Here is a 14,263-nt window from a genome sequence, read left to right as displayed (position 1 = left end):
ATCCCCCTCTCCCTAAAAAGGAGGAAAAGTATTGAAAACAACAAGTGATTTTATCAAAATGAAAAATGCCGAAAAAATCAGCATGGTAACAGCCTATGATTATCCATCTGCCAAGCAGGCGGCCAAGGCAGGTGCTGATATGCTGCTAGTCGGTGATTCTGTCGGAATGGTAGTCCTCGGTTATGAATCTACTGTTTCTGTCACAATGGAGGATATGATTCATCATGGCAAAGCAGTGAGACGGGGAGCTAAAGATACATTTATCGTGATTGATATGCCGTTTATGAGCTATCATTTGTCAGACCGTGACACATTAATTAATGCCACAAGACTGATTCAGGAAACAGGAGCAAATGCCGTCAAGATCGAAGGAGCAAATGATGTGATCGACAAAATACGTTTACTCACAAATGCCGGTATTCCTGTGATGGCCCATCTTGGGTTAACACCTCAGTCTGTAGGTGTATTAGGCGGTTATAAAGTGCAAGGGAAAAGCATGGAAGATGCTATGCAACTGCTTGAGGATGTAAAAAAATGCGAGGAAGCTGGGGCTTTTTCCATCGTTTTAGAATGTATCCCCATGCAGCTGGCGAAGGAAGCAGCAGCAAGGTTGACGATTCCAGTTATCGGAATTGGAGCTGGTCGAGATACAGACGGGCAAGTGCTCGTTTATCATGACATCATTTCATATGGAGTGGACAGAGTCGCTAAATTCGTCAAGCAGTACACAAATGTAGATGAACCGATTCTTCATGCGCTTCAGCAATATGTGAAAGAAGTGAAAGCTTCGGCATTCCCGGAAACAAAGCACAGCTATACGATGAACGAAGACGTATTAGAAGGACTGTATGGAGGGAAACGATGAAAGTTATTCATTCAAAAACAGAGATGCAGCAATTGGCACTGCAATTAAAAAAACAACAAAAAACAATTGGATTTGTGCCGACGATGGGCTATTTGCATGAAGGTCATCGTGCCCTCCTTCAAGAAGCAAGAGATGATAATGAAGTGGTTGTTTTGAGCGTGTTTGTTAATCCGCTTCAATTCGGACCGAATGAAGACTTGGATTCTTATCCAAGAGCGATTGAACAGGATAAGAAGGCAGCTGAAGAAGAAGGGGTTGATTATTTATTTCTTCCAACGACAGAAGAGATGTATCCACACACACCTTCCGTTACTGTCCATGTCCAAAAAAGGGCAGATATACTGTGCGGCAGCAGCAGGCCAGGACACTTTGACGGTGTTGCGACTGTTTTAACAAAACTGTTTCAGTTAATTCAGCCTGATAATGTCTATTTCGGCAAAAAGGATGCCCAGCAAGTCGCTGTCGTTGCCGGACTTATTGAAGATTTTCATTTTCCAGTTAAGCTGCATGCTGTTCAAACAGTCAGAGAAGAGGATGGATTGGCGAAAAGCTCACGAAATGTGAAGCTTTCTCCTGTGGAAAGAAAAGAAGCAGGCATTCTTTATCAGACTCTTTCAATCGCAAGAGAAGAACTGATTAAAGGGAATCATCATCTAAAACCGTTAGTCATCAAATTGCAGGAACGCATTGAAAAAGAGACGAGCGGGAAAGTCGATTATTTGGAAATTCTCACCTATCCTGAACTCGAGGCACCATCTGTATGGGAGGGAACTTTCATTATCGCAATAGCCGTCCGTTTCCCAAGTGCCAGATTAATCGATAATATCATCTTTGAGTTATAAACAGAAAAATAGGGCAAAAGGAGCAAAACACATGTTTCGAACGATGATGAATGGAAAAATTCATAGAGCGACTGTCACGGAAGCTAATTTGAACTATGTTGGAAGCATCACAATAGATGAGGATATAATGGATGCGGTCGGTATGCTTGCAAACGAAAAGGTGCAGATTGTTAATAATAATAATGGCGCACGTTTGGAAACATATATCATTCCCGGACAAAGAGGGAGCGGAACAATATGCTTGAACGGAGCCGCAGCAAGATTGGTGCAAGTTGGGGACACGGTAATAATTATTTCTTATGCGTTAATGAGCGATGAACAAGCTCACAGCCATAAGCCGAAGGTCGCGATTATGGGCGAGAACAACCGAATTGTTGAATTGTTGAGACAGGAACCGGAAAAGACAATTATTTAAACTTAAAAGGCTTTTTGTTATAATTCTTGCATTATGTAAAAGCTAGTAATGCGCGAGAAGAGGAACAAAAGGCCTTTTTTGCTGCCATCGTCTTAGTGCATTGCAGCAAAATCCAACGGCTAAACGGGCAATTATAATGAAGTAAATTCTTTTCCTTTTCTCCATTTTATGATACCGTTTGAATGACTGAAAGTTAGAGGTGGATGCAATGGGGAATAAATATGTGGTGGTCGATTTGGAGACAAATGGGAATTCACCTAAAAAAGGAGATCGGATCATTCAGTTCGCGGCAGTCGTGATCGAGGATGGGAAAATAGTAGAGGAGTATTCCTCCCTGTTGAATCCTCTGCAGCCGATTTCACCATTTATAGAGGAACTTACAGGCATTAATGACGAAATGGTCGAAGCTGCCCCGTTATTTGAAGAAATAGCTGAAAAGGTGCAGTCCTTATTAAAGGATGCCTATTTTGTTGCACATAATGTCATGTTTGATTTGACTTTTTTATCGGATGAATTAGAGCAGGCTGGGTTTGAAGCATTTTATGGTCCGATTATTGATACAGTGGAAATGGCTAGAATCCTGTTTCCGACAGCAGACAGCTATAAGCTGACAGATTTGGCCATTCAAGAAAATATTGAACATAATCGTCCGCATCAAGCGGATAGTGACGCCTATGTAACGGCAGAGCTTCTATTAATTATGCTGAATAAGATACAAGGCTTGCCGCTAGCAACAATTAGACAATTAGAGGGTTTAAGCGGCGCGTTAAAAAGCGATCTTGATCAGCTGCTAGACAATATCGCTATTCAAAAGGAGAGTAAGCTGCCCTATATTCGAGAAGGGCTGGAGCTGTACAGAGGATTGGCACTTCGGTCAGATGAAAAGGATAAGTCAGCAAAGAGCAAGCAAGAATACATAGATTTTGACAGGAATGAAGTAGAAAACAGGATGACGCAAGTGCTGCCTAACTATGTTACAAGATTAGGGCAGCAGGAAATGATCACAGATGTTCTTCACTGTTTTCAAACAGATCTTCACGGTTTAATTGAGGCTGGAACAGGTGTGGGTAAATCACTTGCTTATTTAATAGCAGCTGCATTTTTTGCGAAAAAAGAAAACAAACAAATCGTTGTTAGCACTTTTACTACACAGTTGCAGGAACAGCTTACCCGCAAGGACTTGCCGCTCTTAGCGGAAATTCTTCCATTTGCTGTTGGATATACGGTGCTAAAAGGACGCAATCATTATATCAGTTTAGATAAATTTGAGGTTTCCCTTAAAGAGCAGGATGACAATTACGATGTGATTTTAACAAAAATGCAAATCCTGATCTGGCTTACAGAAACGAAAACAGGAGATAAGGATGAACTGAACCTGTCAAGCGGCGGTATGAAATACTGGCATAAAATTAAAAATGACGGTAATTTTTCTCTGTCTTTTTCTAAAGAATGGGCACCGAAGGATTTTTATCGGCGGACAAGAAATGCAGCGCAAAAAGCGGATATTATCATTACAAACCATGCGCTGTTGTTACAAGACTTGTCTGGTGACAAAGGGCTGCTTCCGAATTATGAATATGCGGTCATTGATGAAGGCCATCACTTTGAAAAGAATGCCACGAAACATTTTGGCCATCAATTCTCTTATTTCGGCACAAAAATGAGCATTCAATCGATAGGAACATATGAGCAGAAGCAGCTCTTTTACAAGCTGTATTCAAAAGAGAAGAATTTGGAGTACACAGATAAAAAGAAGCTGAACAGACTGCTTTCCGATTTGCCGCTTGAACTAGAGGAGCTGTTTAGAACTATCTTCCGCTATGCGAAAAAAACTGGCGGCAAATCGAACAGCCCTAAAGCGAGCATCCGCATCAAAAGAGATGATTCCATTCAGTGGCAGCAAGTAGAGATTGTTGCAGAGCGGTTCATCTTTTTGCTGAAGGATTGTAAAGATGCGATTATACAATTAGTGGACGCTCTATACAGCACACATGATGCAGCTCCCCTTAGTGCAGACCAAGTAATGGCTGCAGACAGAATAAAGGCAATTATGGATGATTGGGATAAATACATGCTGACACTGCGCCATATTTTTTTACGGGAGGAAGACAGCATTGCTTGGCTTGAAGTCGACTGGAAAAACTTTCCGAATCAGGCTATTCTCTACGCCCAGCCTCATTCTGTAGCGGAAATACTTCAGCAGACCCTTTTTGCTCGGAAGAAAAGTGTCGTGTTTGCTTCTGCGACATTGACGGTTAACAACCATTTTGAATACTATGCAAACGGACTCGGGCTTTCCAGTATTAAGCATTTGGAGAAGCAGATTCCTTCTCCGTTTGAGTATGATAAGCAAGTCAGACTGATTGTACCAGATGAGGTTCCAGATATAAATAATGTGCCGCTTGATGAATATATCGAGGCAGTAACAGGACATATCATTTCCATTGCAGAAGCTACAAGCGGGCGGATGCTGATTTTATTTACGTCCAATGAGATGCTGAAGAAGACGTATGAAATGATTAAAGCAAGAGGAAGCCTGCCAGATTATGCGATATTGGCTCAAGGAATTACAACTGGCAGCAGAATGAGGCTGACGAGGAATTTTCAGCGCTATGACAAGGCGATTTTGCTTGGCACGAACAGCTTCTGGGAAGGAATTGATATCCCGGGAGAGGATCTGACCTGTTTAATTATTGTAAGACTTCCGTTCTCCTCTCCAGATGAGCCGTTGAATGAAGCCAAGAATGAACGTATTAAGTCTATGGGCGGCAATCCGTTTTTGGAAAACAGCTTACCAGAAGCAGTCTTAAGATTTAAGCAAGGATTCGGCAGGCTGATTAGGACCGAAACAGATAAAGGGTTTATTGTAATCCTGGACAGAAGAATCATAACAACCACTTATGGAGAGCTCTTTTTAGAGTCCATTCCCAAAGTGCCCGTAATCAGAAAGAAGTTAGATGAAATTGAATTTTTTATCAAGGAATGGATTTAATGGATACTGTATTGTGTTAAAATAATAGACGAAATATCCAAGCAGTCTTTATACTAGAGGCTGGAGCTAAGACTCCGGCCTCTATGAAAAATAAAAAACATAAATAAAGAAGTGATGAAATGAAAAAGTGGATTTGGTCTTTTGTCGGCCTGGCAGTTGTTGTACTCGGAATTGTCATCTATACATATACAACAGCTCATCAGCCAGTATCCAAGGCTCGTGAGACCGCAGAAAAAATAGCAAAAGAAGAAGCAGGCCTTGTCAGCATGGATAATTTTTCTCTCTATAACGGCAATGACAGTTACTACGTAGTAGAAGGAAAAAATAAGGATAAGGAAGATATCGTTGTGTGGATTGAAGAAAAAAGCCATGCGGTGACGGTCAAAAATAAAAAAGATGGGCTGACAAAACAGCAAGTCATTAATAAACTATCATCGGAGAGGGAGCTTTCATCCATTGATACAGTCCGTCTTGGCATGCTTGAAGGTCTTCCTGTTTGGGAAGTGTACGCCCACACAGATGATGATTTAATCAATTATTTTTATTTTGATTATGAAACAGGAGAATTGCATAGAAATATTGAAAATATTTAGAAGTGTACAAAATTTTAGCAAGCATTACGCCATTAAGCTAAAAAAAGGGCTCTCTTAACGGAGAGCTTCGCAGGAATATATCTGAATTTTTTAAAGAATGGTATTTGGAGGAGAAAAACAATGAATGTTCAATTATCAAAAAGAGTAAGTGCTTTAACCCCATCAACGACTCTTGCGATTACGGCAAAAGCGAAATCCTTGAAGGAAGAGGGACATGATGTCATCGGATTGGGAGCAGGCGAACCTGATTTCAACACTCCTCAAAATATCATCGATGCAGCTGTGAAAAGCATGAATGAAGGTCACACAAAATACACGCCGGCCGCTGGCCTGCCGCTTTTGAAAAAAGCGATTATCAACAAGCTGCAAAGAGACCAAGGTCTAAGCTATGAGCCTAATCAAATCATTGTTACGAACGGAGCAAAACACGGCTTATACACATTATTTCAAGTCCTGCTAGATGAAGGGGATGAAGTAATCATTCCTATTCCTTATTGGGTAAGCTATCCGGAACAAGTAAAGCTTGCTGATGGTGTGCCGGTTTTTGTAAATGGAGTGGAGGAGAACGAGTTCAAGATTACTCCTGAACAGCTGAAATCAGCTATTACACCAAGAACAAAAGCAGTGATTATAAATTCGCCAAGCAATCCGACAGGCATGATTTATTCGAAAGAAGAATTGCTTGCCCTTGGAGAGATTTGTCTAGAGCATAATATTCTGATTATTTCAGATGAAATATATGAAAAATTGGTATACGGAGATAATGAGCATGTTTCCATTGCTTCTCTTTCTCCGGAGCTGAAGGAAGCGACTATTGTCATCAATGGTGTGTCAAAATCCCACAGCATGACAGGCTGGCGCATCGGCTATGCAGCAGGGAATAAAGCAATTATTTCCGCTATGACAAACCTTGCGAGCCACAGCACTTCCAATCCAACAACTCCTTCCCAATATGCAACGATTGAAGCATATGAGGGGCCGCAAGACTCTCTGGAAAAGATGAAAGCTGCATTTAGCGAAAGGCTTGATATCATCCATAAGAAACTGAATGATATCCCTGGGATTACTTGTCTGAAGCCGAATGGCGCATTCTACTTATTCCCTAATATTGAGAAAGCGGTCGAGCTTACTGGATACGCAGATGCAGATAAGTTCGCAACTGCTTTGCTGGAAGAAGCGCTAGTAGCAGTTATCCCAGGATCAGGGTTTGGTGCTGATAACTATATTCGCTTATCTTATGCAACATCATTGGAATTGCTTGAGAAGGCTGTGGATAGAATTCATCGCTTTGTTGAAAGCAAAGCAGCAAAAGAAACGGTATAAAACGATGAAGCGGCAGGCTGGACTTGCCGCTTTTTTTGTACTGCGAACAGAATTTTCTGCAAAATAATCCTTTCAGCGATTATGTTGATTGTGATTGTCAAGAAGGGTATAATGTTATGATAGATAGCAAGTAAAACTATGTAAAAATGACTCGGCATTTGTAAAGAAATGTTGCATTTTTAACGGAAATTCCTAAAGCATGCTCATGCTTTAGCTTTAATTTAACCCTTGGGTTTGCTATTACATATCATTTTGATTTTATCGTTTTTGGAGGAGTATATTGTGATTAAATCAACTATAGCTGAATTACCGAAACATGTTGATAAAGAAGTAAAACTAGGTGCTTGGATTGCTAATAAGCGTTCAAGCGGCAAAATCGCCTTTTTACAGCTGCGTGACGGCACAGGTTTTGTGCAAGGTGTAGTGGTGAAAAGTGATGTGGCTGAAGAAGTTTTCCAAGCTGCGAAGTCTGTAACACAGGAATCATCTGTTTATGTTACTGGAAAGGTACAAAAGGATGAGCGCTCACCATTCGGTTATGAGCTTCTTGTTACTGGCGTTGAGGTAATCCATACATCTGTAGATTACCCGATTACACCAAAAGAGCACGGAACAGAGTTCTTAATGGACAACCGCCATTTATGGCTTCGTTCAAAACGTCAGCACGCTGTTATGAAAATCAGAAATGAAATCATCCGTGCGACCTATCAATTCTTTAACGAAAATGGCTTCTCGAAAGTCGATCCGCCAATTTTGACAGGCAGTGCTCCAGAAGGTACAACAGAATTATTTGCAACTAAATATTTCGATGAAGATGCTTACCTTTCTCAAAGCGGACAGCTGTATATGGAAGCAGCAGCAATGGCATTAGGAAAAGTATTCTCATTTGGCCCGACATTCCGCGCAGAAAAATCTAAAACACGCCGTCATTTAATTGAGTTTTGGATGATCGAGCCGGAAATGGCTTTTTATGAGTTCGAAGACAACTTAGTTGTTCAAGAGGAATATGTCTCCTTTATCGTTCAATCTGTTTTGGCAAATTGCCAGCTTGAATTGAAAACATTGGGAAGAGATGTGTCCAAGCTTGAACAAATTAAAGCGCCATTCCCAAGAATCAGCTATGATGATGCAATTAAATTATTGCATGAAAAAGGCTTTGATGATATTCAATGGGGAGATGACTTTGGGGCACCTCATGAAACAGCAATTGCTGAAACTTACGATAAGCCTGTTTTCATTACGCATTACCCAACATCACTAAAACCATTCTACATGCAGCCAGACCCTAACAGGGACGATGTTGTTTTATGTGCTGACTTGATTGCACCTGAAGGCTATGGTGAGATTATCGGCGGCTCTGAGCGTATTCATGATATGGACTTGCTTGAAAAACGTGTTCAGGAACATAACTTGGATGCAGAAACATATAAATGGTATTTAGAGCTTCGTAAATACGGTTCTGTGCCACATTCCGGTTTTGGTTTAGGGTTAGAAAGAACAGTAGCATGGATTAGCGGTGTAGAACATGTCCGTGAAACGATTCCGTTCCCAAGATTGTTAAACCGTTTGTACCCATAATAATAAACATAAAAGGGAAGAATGCATCGATTAGAGATGATCCATGCATTCTCCCTTTCGTTTTTTTAGAAGGACACTTGTGTTTCCTTCAATTGCCTGTATATCTACGATACAAGCAGTACCCTTTTGTATGCTATACTAGATTAGAGGTGTTACAATGAATAAATCAGTTATGCTAAAATGGCTCCAAGAAGGAAACATCCATATTCCAACCACACTTCTAACCCATTATCATGCACTTAAACTTAATGAAAAGGAACTAGTTCTTTTGCTTCAAGTTCTTGCTTTTTTAGATAAAGGAAATGAATTTCCGACTCCGACAGAAATTGCAGCAAATATGTCTATTGATGCAGTGGAATGTCATGAACTGCTAAGTCAGCTTATTCGCCGAGGATATATCGCTATTATGGACGGCGAAAATGATCATGGCATCCGCTTTGAGCGTTATTCTGTAGAACCGCTGTGGGAAAAGCTGATTGATGAATATTTGGCTGCAGATAAAAAAGAAGAAGCAGTGCTCGATCAGAAAAAAGAAACAGATCTTTACACATGCTTTGAACAAGAGTTCGGCAGACCGCTTTCGCCGTTCGAAATTGAGACTTTAGGTATGTGGATTGACGATGATCACCATGATACAGTCATCATTAAAGCTGCCTTAAAAGAGGCTGTTATTTCTGGGAAACTGAACTTCCGCTATATTGACCGAATATTATTTGAGTGGAAGAAAAACGGTATTAAGACAATACAGCAGGCCAAAAGCCACGGAAAGAAGTTCCGTTCTTTTCAAAACAGCAACAAGGAGCAGGAAGAAGCACCAACAAAGTCTGTTCCCTTTTACAATTGGCTGGAACAGTAACATTTTAGAGACTGTTAAAATTCTCTTTTCTTTAAGGAAAATAAGAATGACAGTCTTTTCTTGTGTGAACTATCAAACTATTAAATGGAAAAATCATGTGAGCCAAAGAGCATCTCTTTGGCGAAAACTAGCAAAAAGGGCTGAAGAACATGTTGAAAAAAGATCAGATTAGACATTGTCTTGATGTGATGGGCGAAATGTTCCCAGAAGCACATTGCGAGCTTGTCCATGCAAATCCGTTTGAATTAGTCATTGCAGTTGCTTTATCTGCACAATGTACGGATGCACTAGTTAATAAGGTTACGAAAAACTTGTTTCAGAAATATAAAACGCCAGAAGATTATTTGAGTGTTCCGTTAGAAGAGCTTCAAAATGATATTCGGTCTATTGGCCTATTTCGAAACAAGGCGAAAAATATCCAAAAGCTGTGCCAAATGCTACTGGAGAACTATAATGGCGAAGTGCCGAAAGACAGGGATGAATTAATTAATCTTCCTGGGGTAGGAAGAAAGACCGCAAATGTTGTTGTGTCTGTTGCCTATAATATTCCGGCAATTGCTGTTGATACACATGTGGAAAGGGTAAGTAAAAGGCTTGGTTTTTGCCGCTGGAAGGACTCTGTTCTTGAGGTAGAGAAAGCGCTGATGAAAAAGGTGCCAGAAGAAGAATGGTCAGTCACTCATCATCGCATGATATTCTTTGGCAGATACCATTGTAAAGCCCAAAATCCTCAATGTGAGGCTTGTCCGCTGCTGACAGAATGCAGAGAAGGCAAAAAAAGAATGAAAAAGGCCGGTGTCCTTGTATGACAAGTCTCGTTATAGTGGATATTCCTGCGGAAATTAAGCATATTGCTCTTGATCCGAAAGAAGGGAAGCTAGAGGTGTATGATACGGAAAGCTTTCAAGTAAATCGGCCTTTTATGCATGAGGCAGCTTATTACCACGGGCTGAACACTCTTTACCCATGGCATCCTGACGAGCAAAAAGCTTGTATAACAGCCATTTTTAATCTTTGGAAAGAAAAAAGGACAGAGATAGAGGCTGCGATTCAAAAAAAAGATAAGAACGTAACCGTACGTACAGTCAAAACAGGGGTCCGTCTTTTCCTTGAATGTTTGTACTGGACGAATGACAGTCCTGTTCATCTGCAAAAGGGCCTTATTGCAAACGAGCTGTCGGTTAAGCCCTTTAATGCAGAAGAGAGGCTTACCTTTATTTTATCAAGACCTGGAGGCTACCATTCCTACCGCCAGCTGGATGAGCTGTTTAAAGAACTGGAAAAACAGTTTGCGATAAAAATGATTAAACGCAAATAAAAAATCGTTCCCCTTCAAAAGGAGAACGATTTTTTTATTATGGCGTTGTGGCGCTTTGCTCTGATTGGTCTGCAGAAGAATCATCTGACTGTGTGGACTCATCCGCCTCATTCTCATCAGGCTCGTTTTCGTCAGGTTCGTTTTCATCTGCTTCCTCATCTGAGTTATTGCCGTTGTTACCATTACCGTTGCCATTATTATTGTTGTTACCATTACCATTACCGTTATTGCCATTTTCATTGTTGCTGTTGTCGGTTTCCTCTTCACCTGTATTTTCATCATCGGTCGTTTGGCCATCGTCAACTGTTTCATTTTCTTCCTCTGCAGGCTGTTCTTCCACCTTGGCAGGAATTTTGACCGATGCTGATACAGCGTCGCTTGTCATGTCACCGCTCTTAGCTGTAATGGTGAATGAATACGTGCTGTCAGGATCTGGTTTGGCAATCTTAATGCTCGTATCAGATGTTGTTGTAAGCTGTTCAGAAGCACCGCCGTTAATGCTGACACTTACATCAAACTTCACATCACTTGTATCACCGTAGCTCCAAGACACATTTACTTGATCATTGTCTTTATCATAGGAAGCTTTAGCATTTTTAGCTGGATCGAGCTTATTGTATTTCTCAGATACTTTCTGGACGATATTGCCTTTGACCGCATATTCAGTCATGATTTGACTGCTTGGCGTGTAGCTGCTCGCAAGTCGTGCTGGATATGTGCCTTTTTCGATGCTGACTTTTTCCACGCTGTCAGGCATTTTGAAATCAGCTGTTTCTACATCCTGCGAAATATATTGCATGATGTTTTTAAATAGCAGCTGGGCAATCCGCTGGTCATTGCTGACAGTATTGGAGCGCAAGTAATTTTTCCTCTCAGCGTATCCAGTCCAGACGGCCATCGTGTAATTCGTTGTATATCCTGCGAACCAGGCATCAGGTGACGCACCGGCCGGAATTCCATATTTTTGCATCTCATCAGATGAATAGTTTGTCGTACCAGTTTTTCCTGCCAGCGGCAAGCCTGGAATATTAGCAGTAGATCCTGTGCCATATGCTGAGTTAACAACACTTTTCAGCATATCTGTAATCATAAACGCTGTGTAATCCTGCATGGCCACTTCAGATTCTGGCTCCATATTGATTTTCGTGCCATCATTCAGCTTAAAGTAGCGAACAGCATGAGGGGTATTGTATACACCTTCATTACCAAATGCACTGTATGCACCTGCAAGCTGAAGTGTGGTAATCCCTTTATCTTCCCCGCCGATTCCTCCAATTGAATAGGATTCATATGCGTTCTTAAGAGGGATACCCAAGTTGTTGGCAAACTCTTTCGCATTATCAGCACCAGCTGCACGGAATGCTTCTAATGCCGGGATGTTTCTGGATCTTGCCAACGCCTCACGGATGGACATTGAACCAAGAAACTTATTATCAAAGTTATTGATTGGTGTTTTGGCAGCATCATTATACGTTGTCGGTTTATCCTCAATCGTTTCATATGTGCCCCATTTTAAATATTCTATTGCTGGACCATAGTCTAGGATCGGTTTAATAGTCGAACCAGGCTGACGCGGATTTTCTGTTGCATAGTTGAAGCCGAGCTTCACATCAGGATCACGGTCGCCGCCAAGTGCGAGAATGCCGCCTGTTTTCGTATCAAGCAATGTAATCCCTGCTTGGAACTCCTCATCCGGGAATTCAACGACATTGCCTTCATACATCACCTGATCTACATAATCTTGAGCTTTCGTATCTAAAGTTGTATGAATTTCCAATCCGTCTGTATATACATTGACATCTGGGTATTTTTCTTCAATTTCCGCAATGACTTGCTTAATGTATGGATCGTATTTCATATCAGACGTTTCTCTGTTATCTTCCGCTACAAGAGAGTCTGCAAGCGGTGTTGCCTGAGCTTCTTTCATTTCCGCTTCTGATATATATCCATGCTGGTTCATCAGCGACAAGACGATATTGCGGCGCTGTTCAGCACGGTCCGGGTTTTTGAACGGATTATAAGCGTTCGGTGCCTGTGGCATTCCGGCAAGCGTCGCTGCTTCTGGCAATGTCAGCTCATCTAGTTCTTTGTCAAAATATACCTTTGCCGCAGTTTTAATTCCGCTCATATTCTCAGACATGAAAATCTTGTTTACATACATTTCGAAGATTTCCTGCTTTGTATACTTGCGTTCAAGCTGAATGGCAAGCCATGCTTCCTGCGCTTTACGCGACAGCGTTTTTTGCGGCTGGTTGAAGAAGAAGTTCTTTACAACCTGCTGTGTGATTGTACTTGCACCTTCTGAACCAAAACCGTTGGTGAAGTTCGCGATAACCGCACCGCCTAAACGGATTGGATCAATTCCATGATGCTCAAAGAATCGGGAGTCTTCTGTTGCGATAACCGCATTTTTCACAAGGTCTGGGATATCTTCATATTGGACATAATCTCTGTTAACAGCCCCAATCTTCTCAATAGGGTTATCATCCTTGTCATAGATAGTTGAAGAGATGGAGTCCTTTAAGACGCTTTCATCAAGCTCCGGAGCATCCTTCACCATGACAGCAAATGTGATGCCGCCTGCAATAATGCCGACTATACCAAGGCTGATCAGCACAAGGAAAATCCGTTTAAAGATCTGCTTGGCGCCTTTTTTGTTCTTTTGCTTTTTATCTTTAGGCTTTTTCTCCTTCGTTTTTTTAGTATTCGCCGATTGGAGCTGCCTGCGCCGCTCCTCTCTCGTTTGGTATTTATCTGTCATACTAGTTCCTACCTTTCTTTTCCAAAAACAAACAACAAAGATATCGCTTAATCGAAGCTATAAAGATAATCTATTACTCTAATATAGTCAATCCTCGCCTGAAAGCCAAGTGCTATCGGATGGGCAGTGTTTATTAGCTCTTCCTTCGTTATGGACTTTCTTCCTCCATCTAGCATTCTATCCCAATACATGAAGAGCTTTTCTGCCTCTAAATAGAATATCTCATCTGATGAAGAAAATCGAATAATTACAAAACAGATTCCATTTTGGTCACAAACAGACCGCATATGTTTGATTTGGTGGTCATGGAAGTTATTCAGGGGAAAAGAGGTCCCGTGCTTTGTTTCCTTAGCCTCAAAATCAATGTATTTGCCTTTATATACCCCATTATAGTCTGTTGTAGATGCCTGTTTAAAGTAAGCCTCTTTTATGACTGCCGCGCTTCTTTTCGGGTAGTCAACCTTTACGATTTGTAATGGAGTTGGCTTTTTGTGGATGACTGCTTTGCCCAGTTCTAAGTAGTATTGGTTTGTTATGTTGATATCTTCTTCAAGTGTCATGCCCCGGTTGCTGTAGCTGTGCTTTTTGCTGGCGGAGCTGTTCGTTTTTAATTTAGGTATATACTTTTTTCCGTTTGGATAATGAAGTTTCACATTTTCACCTCGCAGCTTTTAACCCTAAGAAAGAATAACTTCATGATAACAACAAACAATATAACAT

At 41.1% G+C, this 14,263-nt stretch carries 12 protein-coding genes; 10 read left to right on the top strand and 2 right to left on the bottom strand.

Translation table 11 applies throughout. From position 1 onward, the window contains the following. Positions 1 to 31 precede the first annotated feature (31 nt). The 10 genes from panB to ACLIJJ_RS02550 all read left to right on the top strand — a co-directional run bounded on the left by panB (position 32) and on the right by ACLIJJ_RS02550 (position 10,782). Positions 32 to 865 carry a 3-methyl-2-oxobutanoate hydroxymethyltransferase gene (gene panB / locus ACLIJJ_RS02595; protein ID WP_411410518.1) on the top strand — a complete coding sequence of 278 codons (834 nt, stop codon included), beginning with the start codon at positions 32 to 34 and terminating at the stop codon, positions 863 to 865. Beyond that, a complete protein-coding gene (gene panC, locus ACLIJJ_RS02590) occupies positions 862 to 1,707 on the top strand; it encodes a pantoate--beta-alanine ligase (protein ID WP_233313382.1) in 846 nt (281 codons plus the stop codon). The genes panB and panC overlap by 4 nt, the downstream gene beginning before the upstream one ends. 31 nt (positions 1,708 to 1,738) lie before the next feature. Beyond that, positions 1,739 to 2,122, top strand: coding sequence for an aspartate 1-decarboxylase (panD, locus tag ACLIJJ_RS02585; RefSeq protein ID WP_233313383.1), 384 nt, complete (start codon positions 1,739 to 1,741; stop codon positions 2,120 to 2,122). 208 nt (positions 2,123 to 2,330) lie between these two features. Continuing rightward, positions 2,331 to 5,114 carry an ATP-dependent DNA helicase DinG gene (gene dinG, locus ACLIJJ_RS02580; protein WP_411410517.1) on the top strand — a complete coding sequence of 928 codons (2,784 nt, stop codon included), beginning with the start codon at positions 2,331 to 2,333 and terminating at the stop codon, positions 5,112 to 5,114. 119 nt (positions 5,115 to 5,233) lie between these two features. Further along, on the top strand, positions 5,234 to 5,707 hold the full coding sequence (locus tag ACLIJJ_RS02575) for a cell wall elongation regulator TseB-like domain-containing protein (protein ID WP_233313385.1): 474 nt from the start codon (positions 5,234 to 5,236) through the stop codon (positions 5,705 to 5,707). 120 nt (positions 5,708 to 5,827) lie between these two features. Then, positions 5,828 to 7,030, top strand: a complete 1,203-nt coding sequence (locus tag ACLIJJ_RS02570) for a pyridoxal phosphate-dependent aminotransferase (protein WP_411410516.1) — start codon at positions 5,828 to 5,830, stop codon at positions 7,028 to 7,030. Positions 7,031 to 7,315: 285 nt separating this feature from the next. Next, positions 7,316 to 8,608 carry an asparagine--tRNA ligase gene (gene asnS / locus ACLIJJ_RS02565; protein ID WP_233314722.1) on the top strand — a complete coding sequence of 431 codons (1,293 nt, stop codon included), beginning with the start codon at positions 7,316 to 7,318 and terminating at the stop codon, positions 8,606 to 8,608. A gap of 157 nt (positions 8,609 to 8,765) precedes the next feature. Continuing rightward, complete coding sequence (locus tag ACLIJJ_RS02560) at positions 8,766 to 9,464, top strand: DnaD domain-containing protein (protein WP_237941650.1); 699 nt, start codon at positions 8,766 to 8,768, stop codon at positions 9,462 to 9,464. A gap of 149 nt (positions 9,465 to 9,613) precedes the next feature. Further along, positions 9,614 to 10,273 carry an endonuclease III gene (gene nth / locus ACLIJJ_RS02555; protein WP_237941649.1) on the top strand — a complete coding sequence of 220 codons (660 nt, stop codon included), beginning with the start codon at positions 9,614 to 9,616 and terminating at the stop codon, positions 10,271 to 10,273. Continuing rightward, entirely contained in the window at positions 10,270 to 10,782 is a 513-nt protein-coding gene (locus ACLIJJ_RS02550) for a YpoC family protein (protein ID WP_411229300.1), read from the top strand. Before nth ends, ACLIJJ_RS02550 begins: the two co-directional genes overlap by 4 nt. A 37-nt stretch (positions 10,783 to 10,819) precedes the next feature. Here the strand turns inward: ACLIJJ_RS02550 and ACLIJJ_RS02545 are convergent, their stop codons facing one another. Both ACLIJJ_RS02545 and recU read right to left on the bottom strand, forming a co-directional pair. After that, positions 10,820 to 13,543, bottom strand: coding sequence for a PBP1A family penicillin-binding protein (locus ACLIJJ_RS02545; RefSeq protein ID WP_237941648.1), 2,724 nt, complete (start codon positions 13,541 to 13,543; stop codon positions 10,820 to 10,822). Between the two features lie 47 nt (positions 13,544 to 13,590). Beyond that, positions 13,591 to 14,196: a Holliday junction resolvase RecU gene (recU, locus tag ACLIJJ_RS02540; protein WP_411229301.1), complete on the bottom strand. Its 606-nt coding sequence runs from the start codon at positions 14,194 to 14,196 to the stop codon at positions 13,591 to 13,593. Positions 14,197 to 14,263: the final 67 nt, after the last annotated feature.

Origin of the sequence: Niallia laureatilytica (genome assembly GCF_046613985.1) — a bacterium.
Lineage (GTDB): Bacteria > Bacillota > Bacilli > Bacillales > Cytobacillaceae > Niallia.
This window is presented reverse-complemented; position numbering and strand designations above follow the sequence as displayed.

Bases quoted from the DNA above. Each gene is read 5' to 3' on its own strand.
- panC (WP_233313382.1), top strand. From the start codon at position 862: ATGAAAGTTATTCATTCAAAAACAGAGATGCAGCAATTGGCACTGCAA.
- panD (WP_233313383.1), top strand. From the start codon at position 1,739: ATGTTTCGAACGATGATGAATGGAAAAATTCATAGAGCGACTGTCACG.
- dinG (WP_411410517.1), top strand. From the start codon at position 2,331: ATGGGGAATAAATATGTGGTGGTCGATTTGGAGACAAATGGGAATTCA.
- ACLIJJ_RS02575 (WP_233313385.1), top strand. From the start codon at position 5,234: ATGAAAAAGTGGATTTGGTCTTTTGTCGGCCTGGCAGTTGTTGTACTC.
- ACLIJJ_RS02570 (WP_411410516.1), top strand. From the start codon at position 5,828: ATGAATGTTCAATTATCAAAAAGAGTAAGTGCTTTAACCCCATCAACG.
- ACLIJJ_RS02560 (WP_237941650.1), top strand. From the start codon at position 8,766: ATGAATAAATCAGTTATGCTAAAATGGCTCCAAGAAGGAAACATCCAT.
- nth (WP_237941649.1), top strand. From the start codon at position 9,614: ATGTTGAAAAAAGATCAGATTAGACATTGTCTTGATGTGATGGGCGAA.
- ACLIJJ_RS02550 (WP_411229300.1), top strand. From the start codon at position 10,270: ATGACAAGTCTCGTTATAGTGGATATTCCTGCGGAAATTAAGCATATT.
- ACLIJJ_RS02545 (WP_237941648.1), bottom strand. From the start codon at position 13,543: ATGACAGATAAATACCAAACGAGAGAGGAGCGGCGCAGGCAGCTCCAA.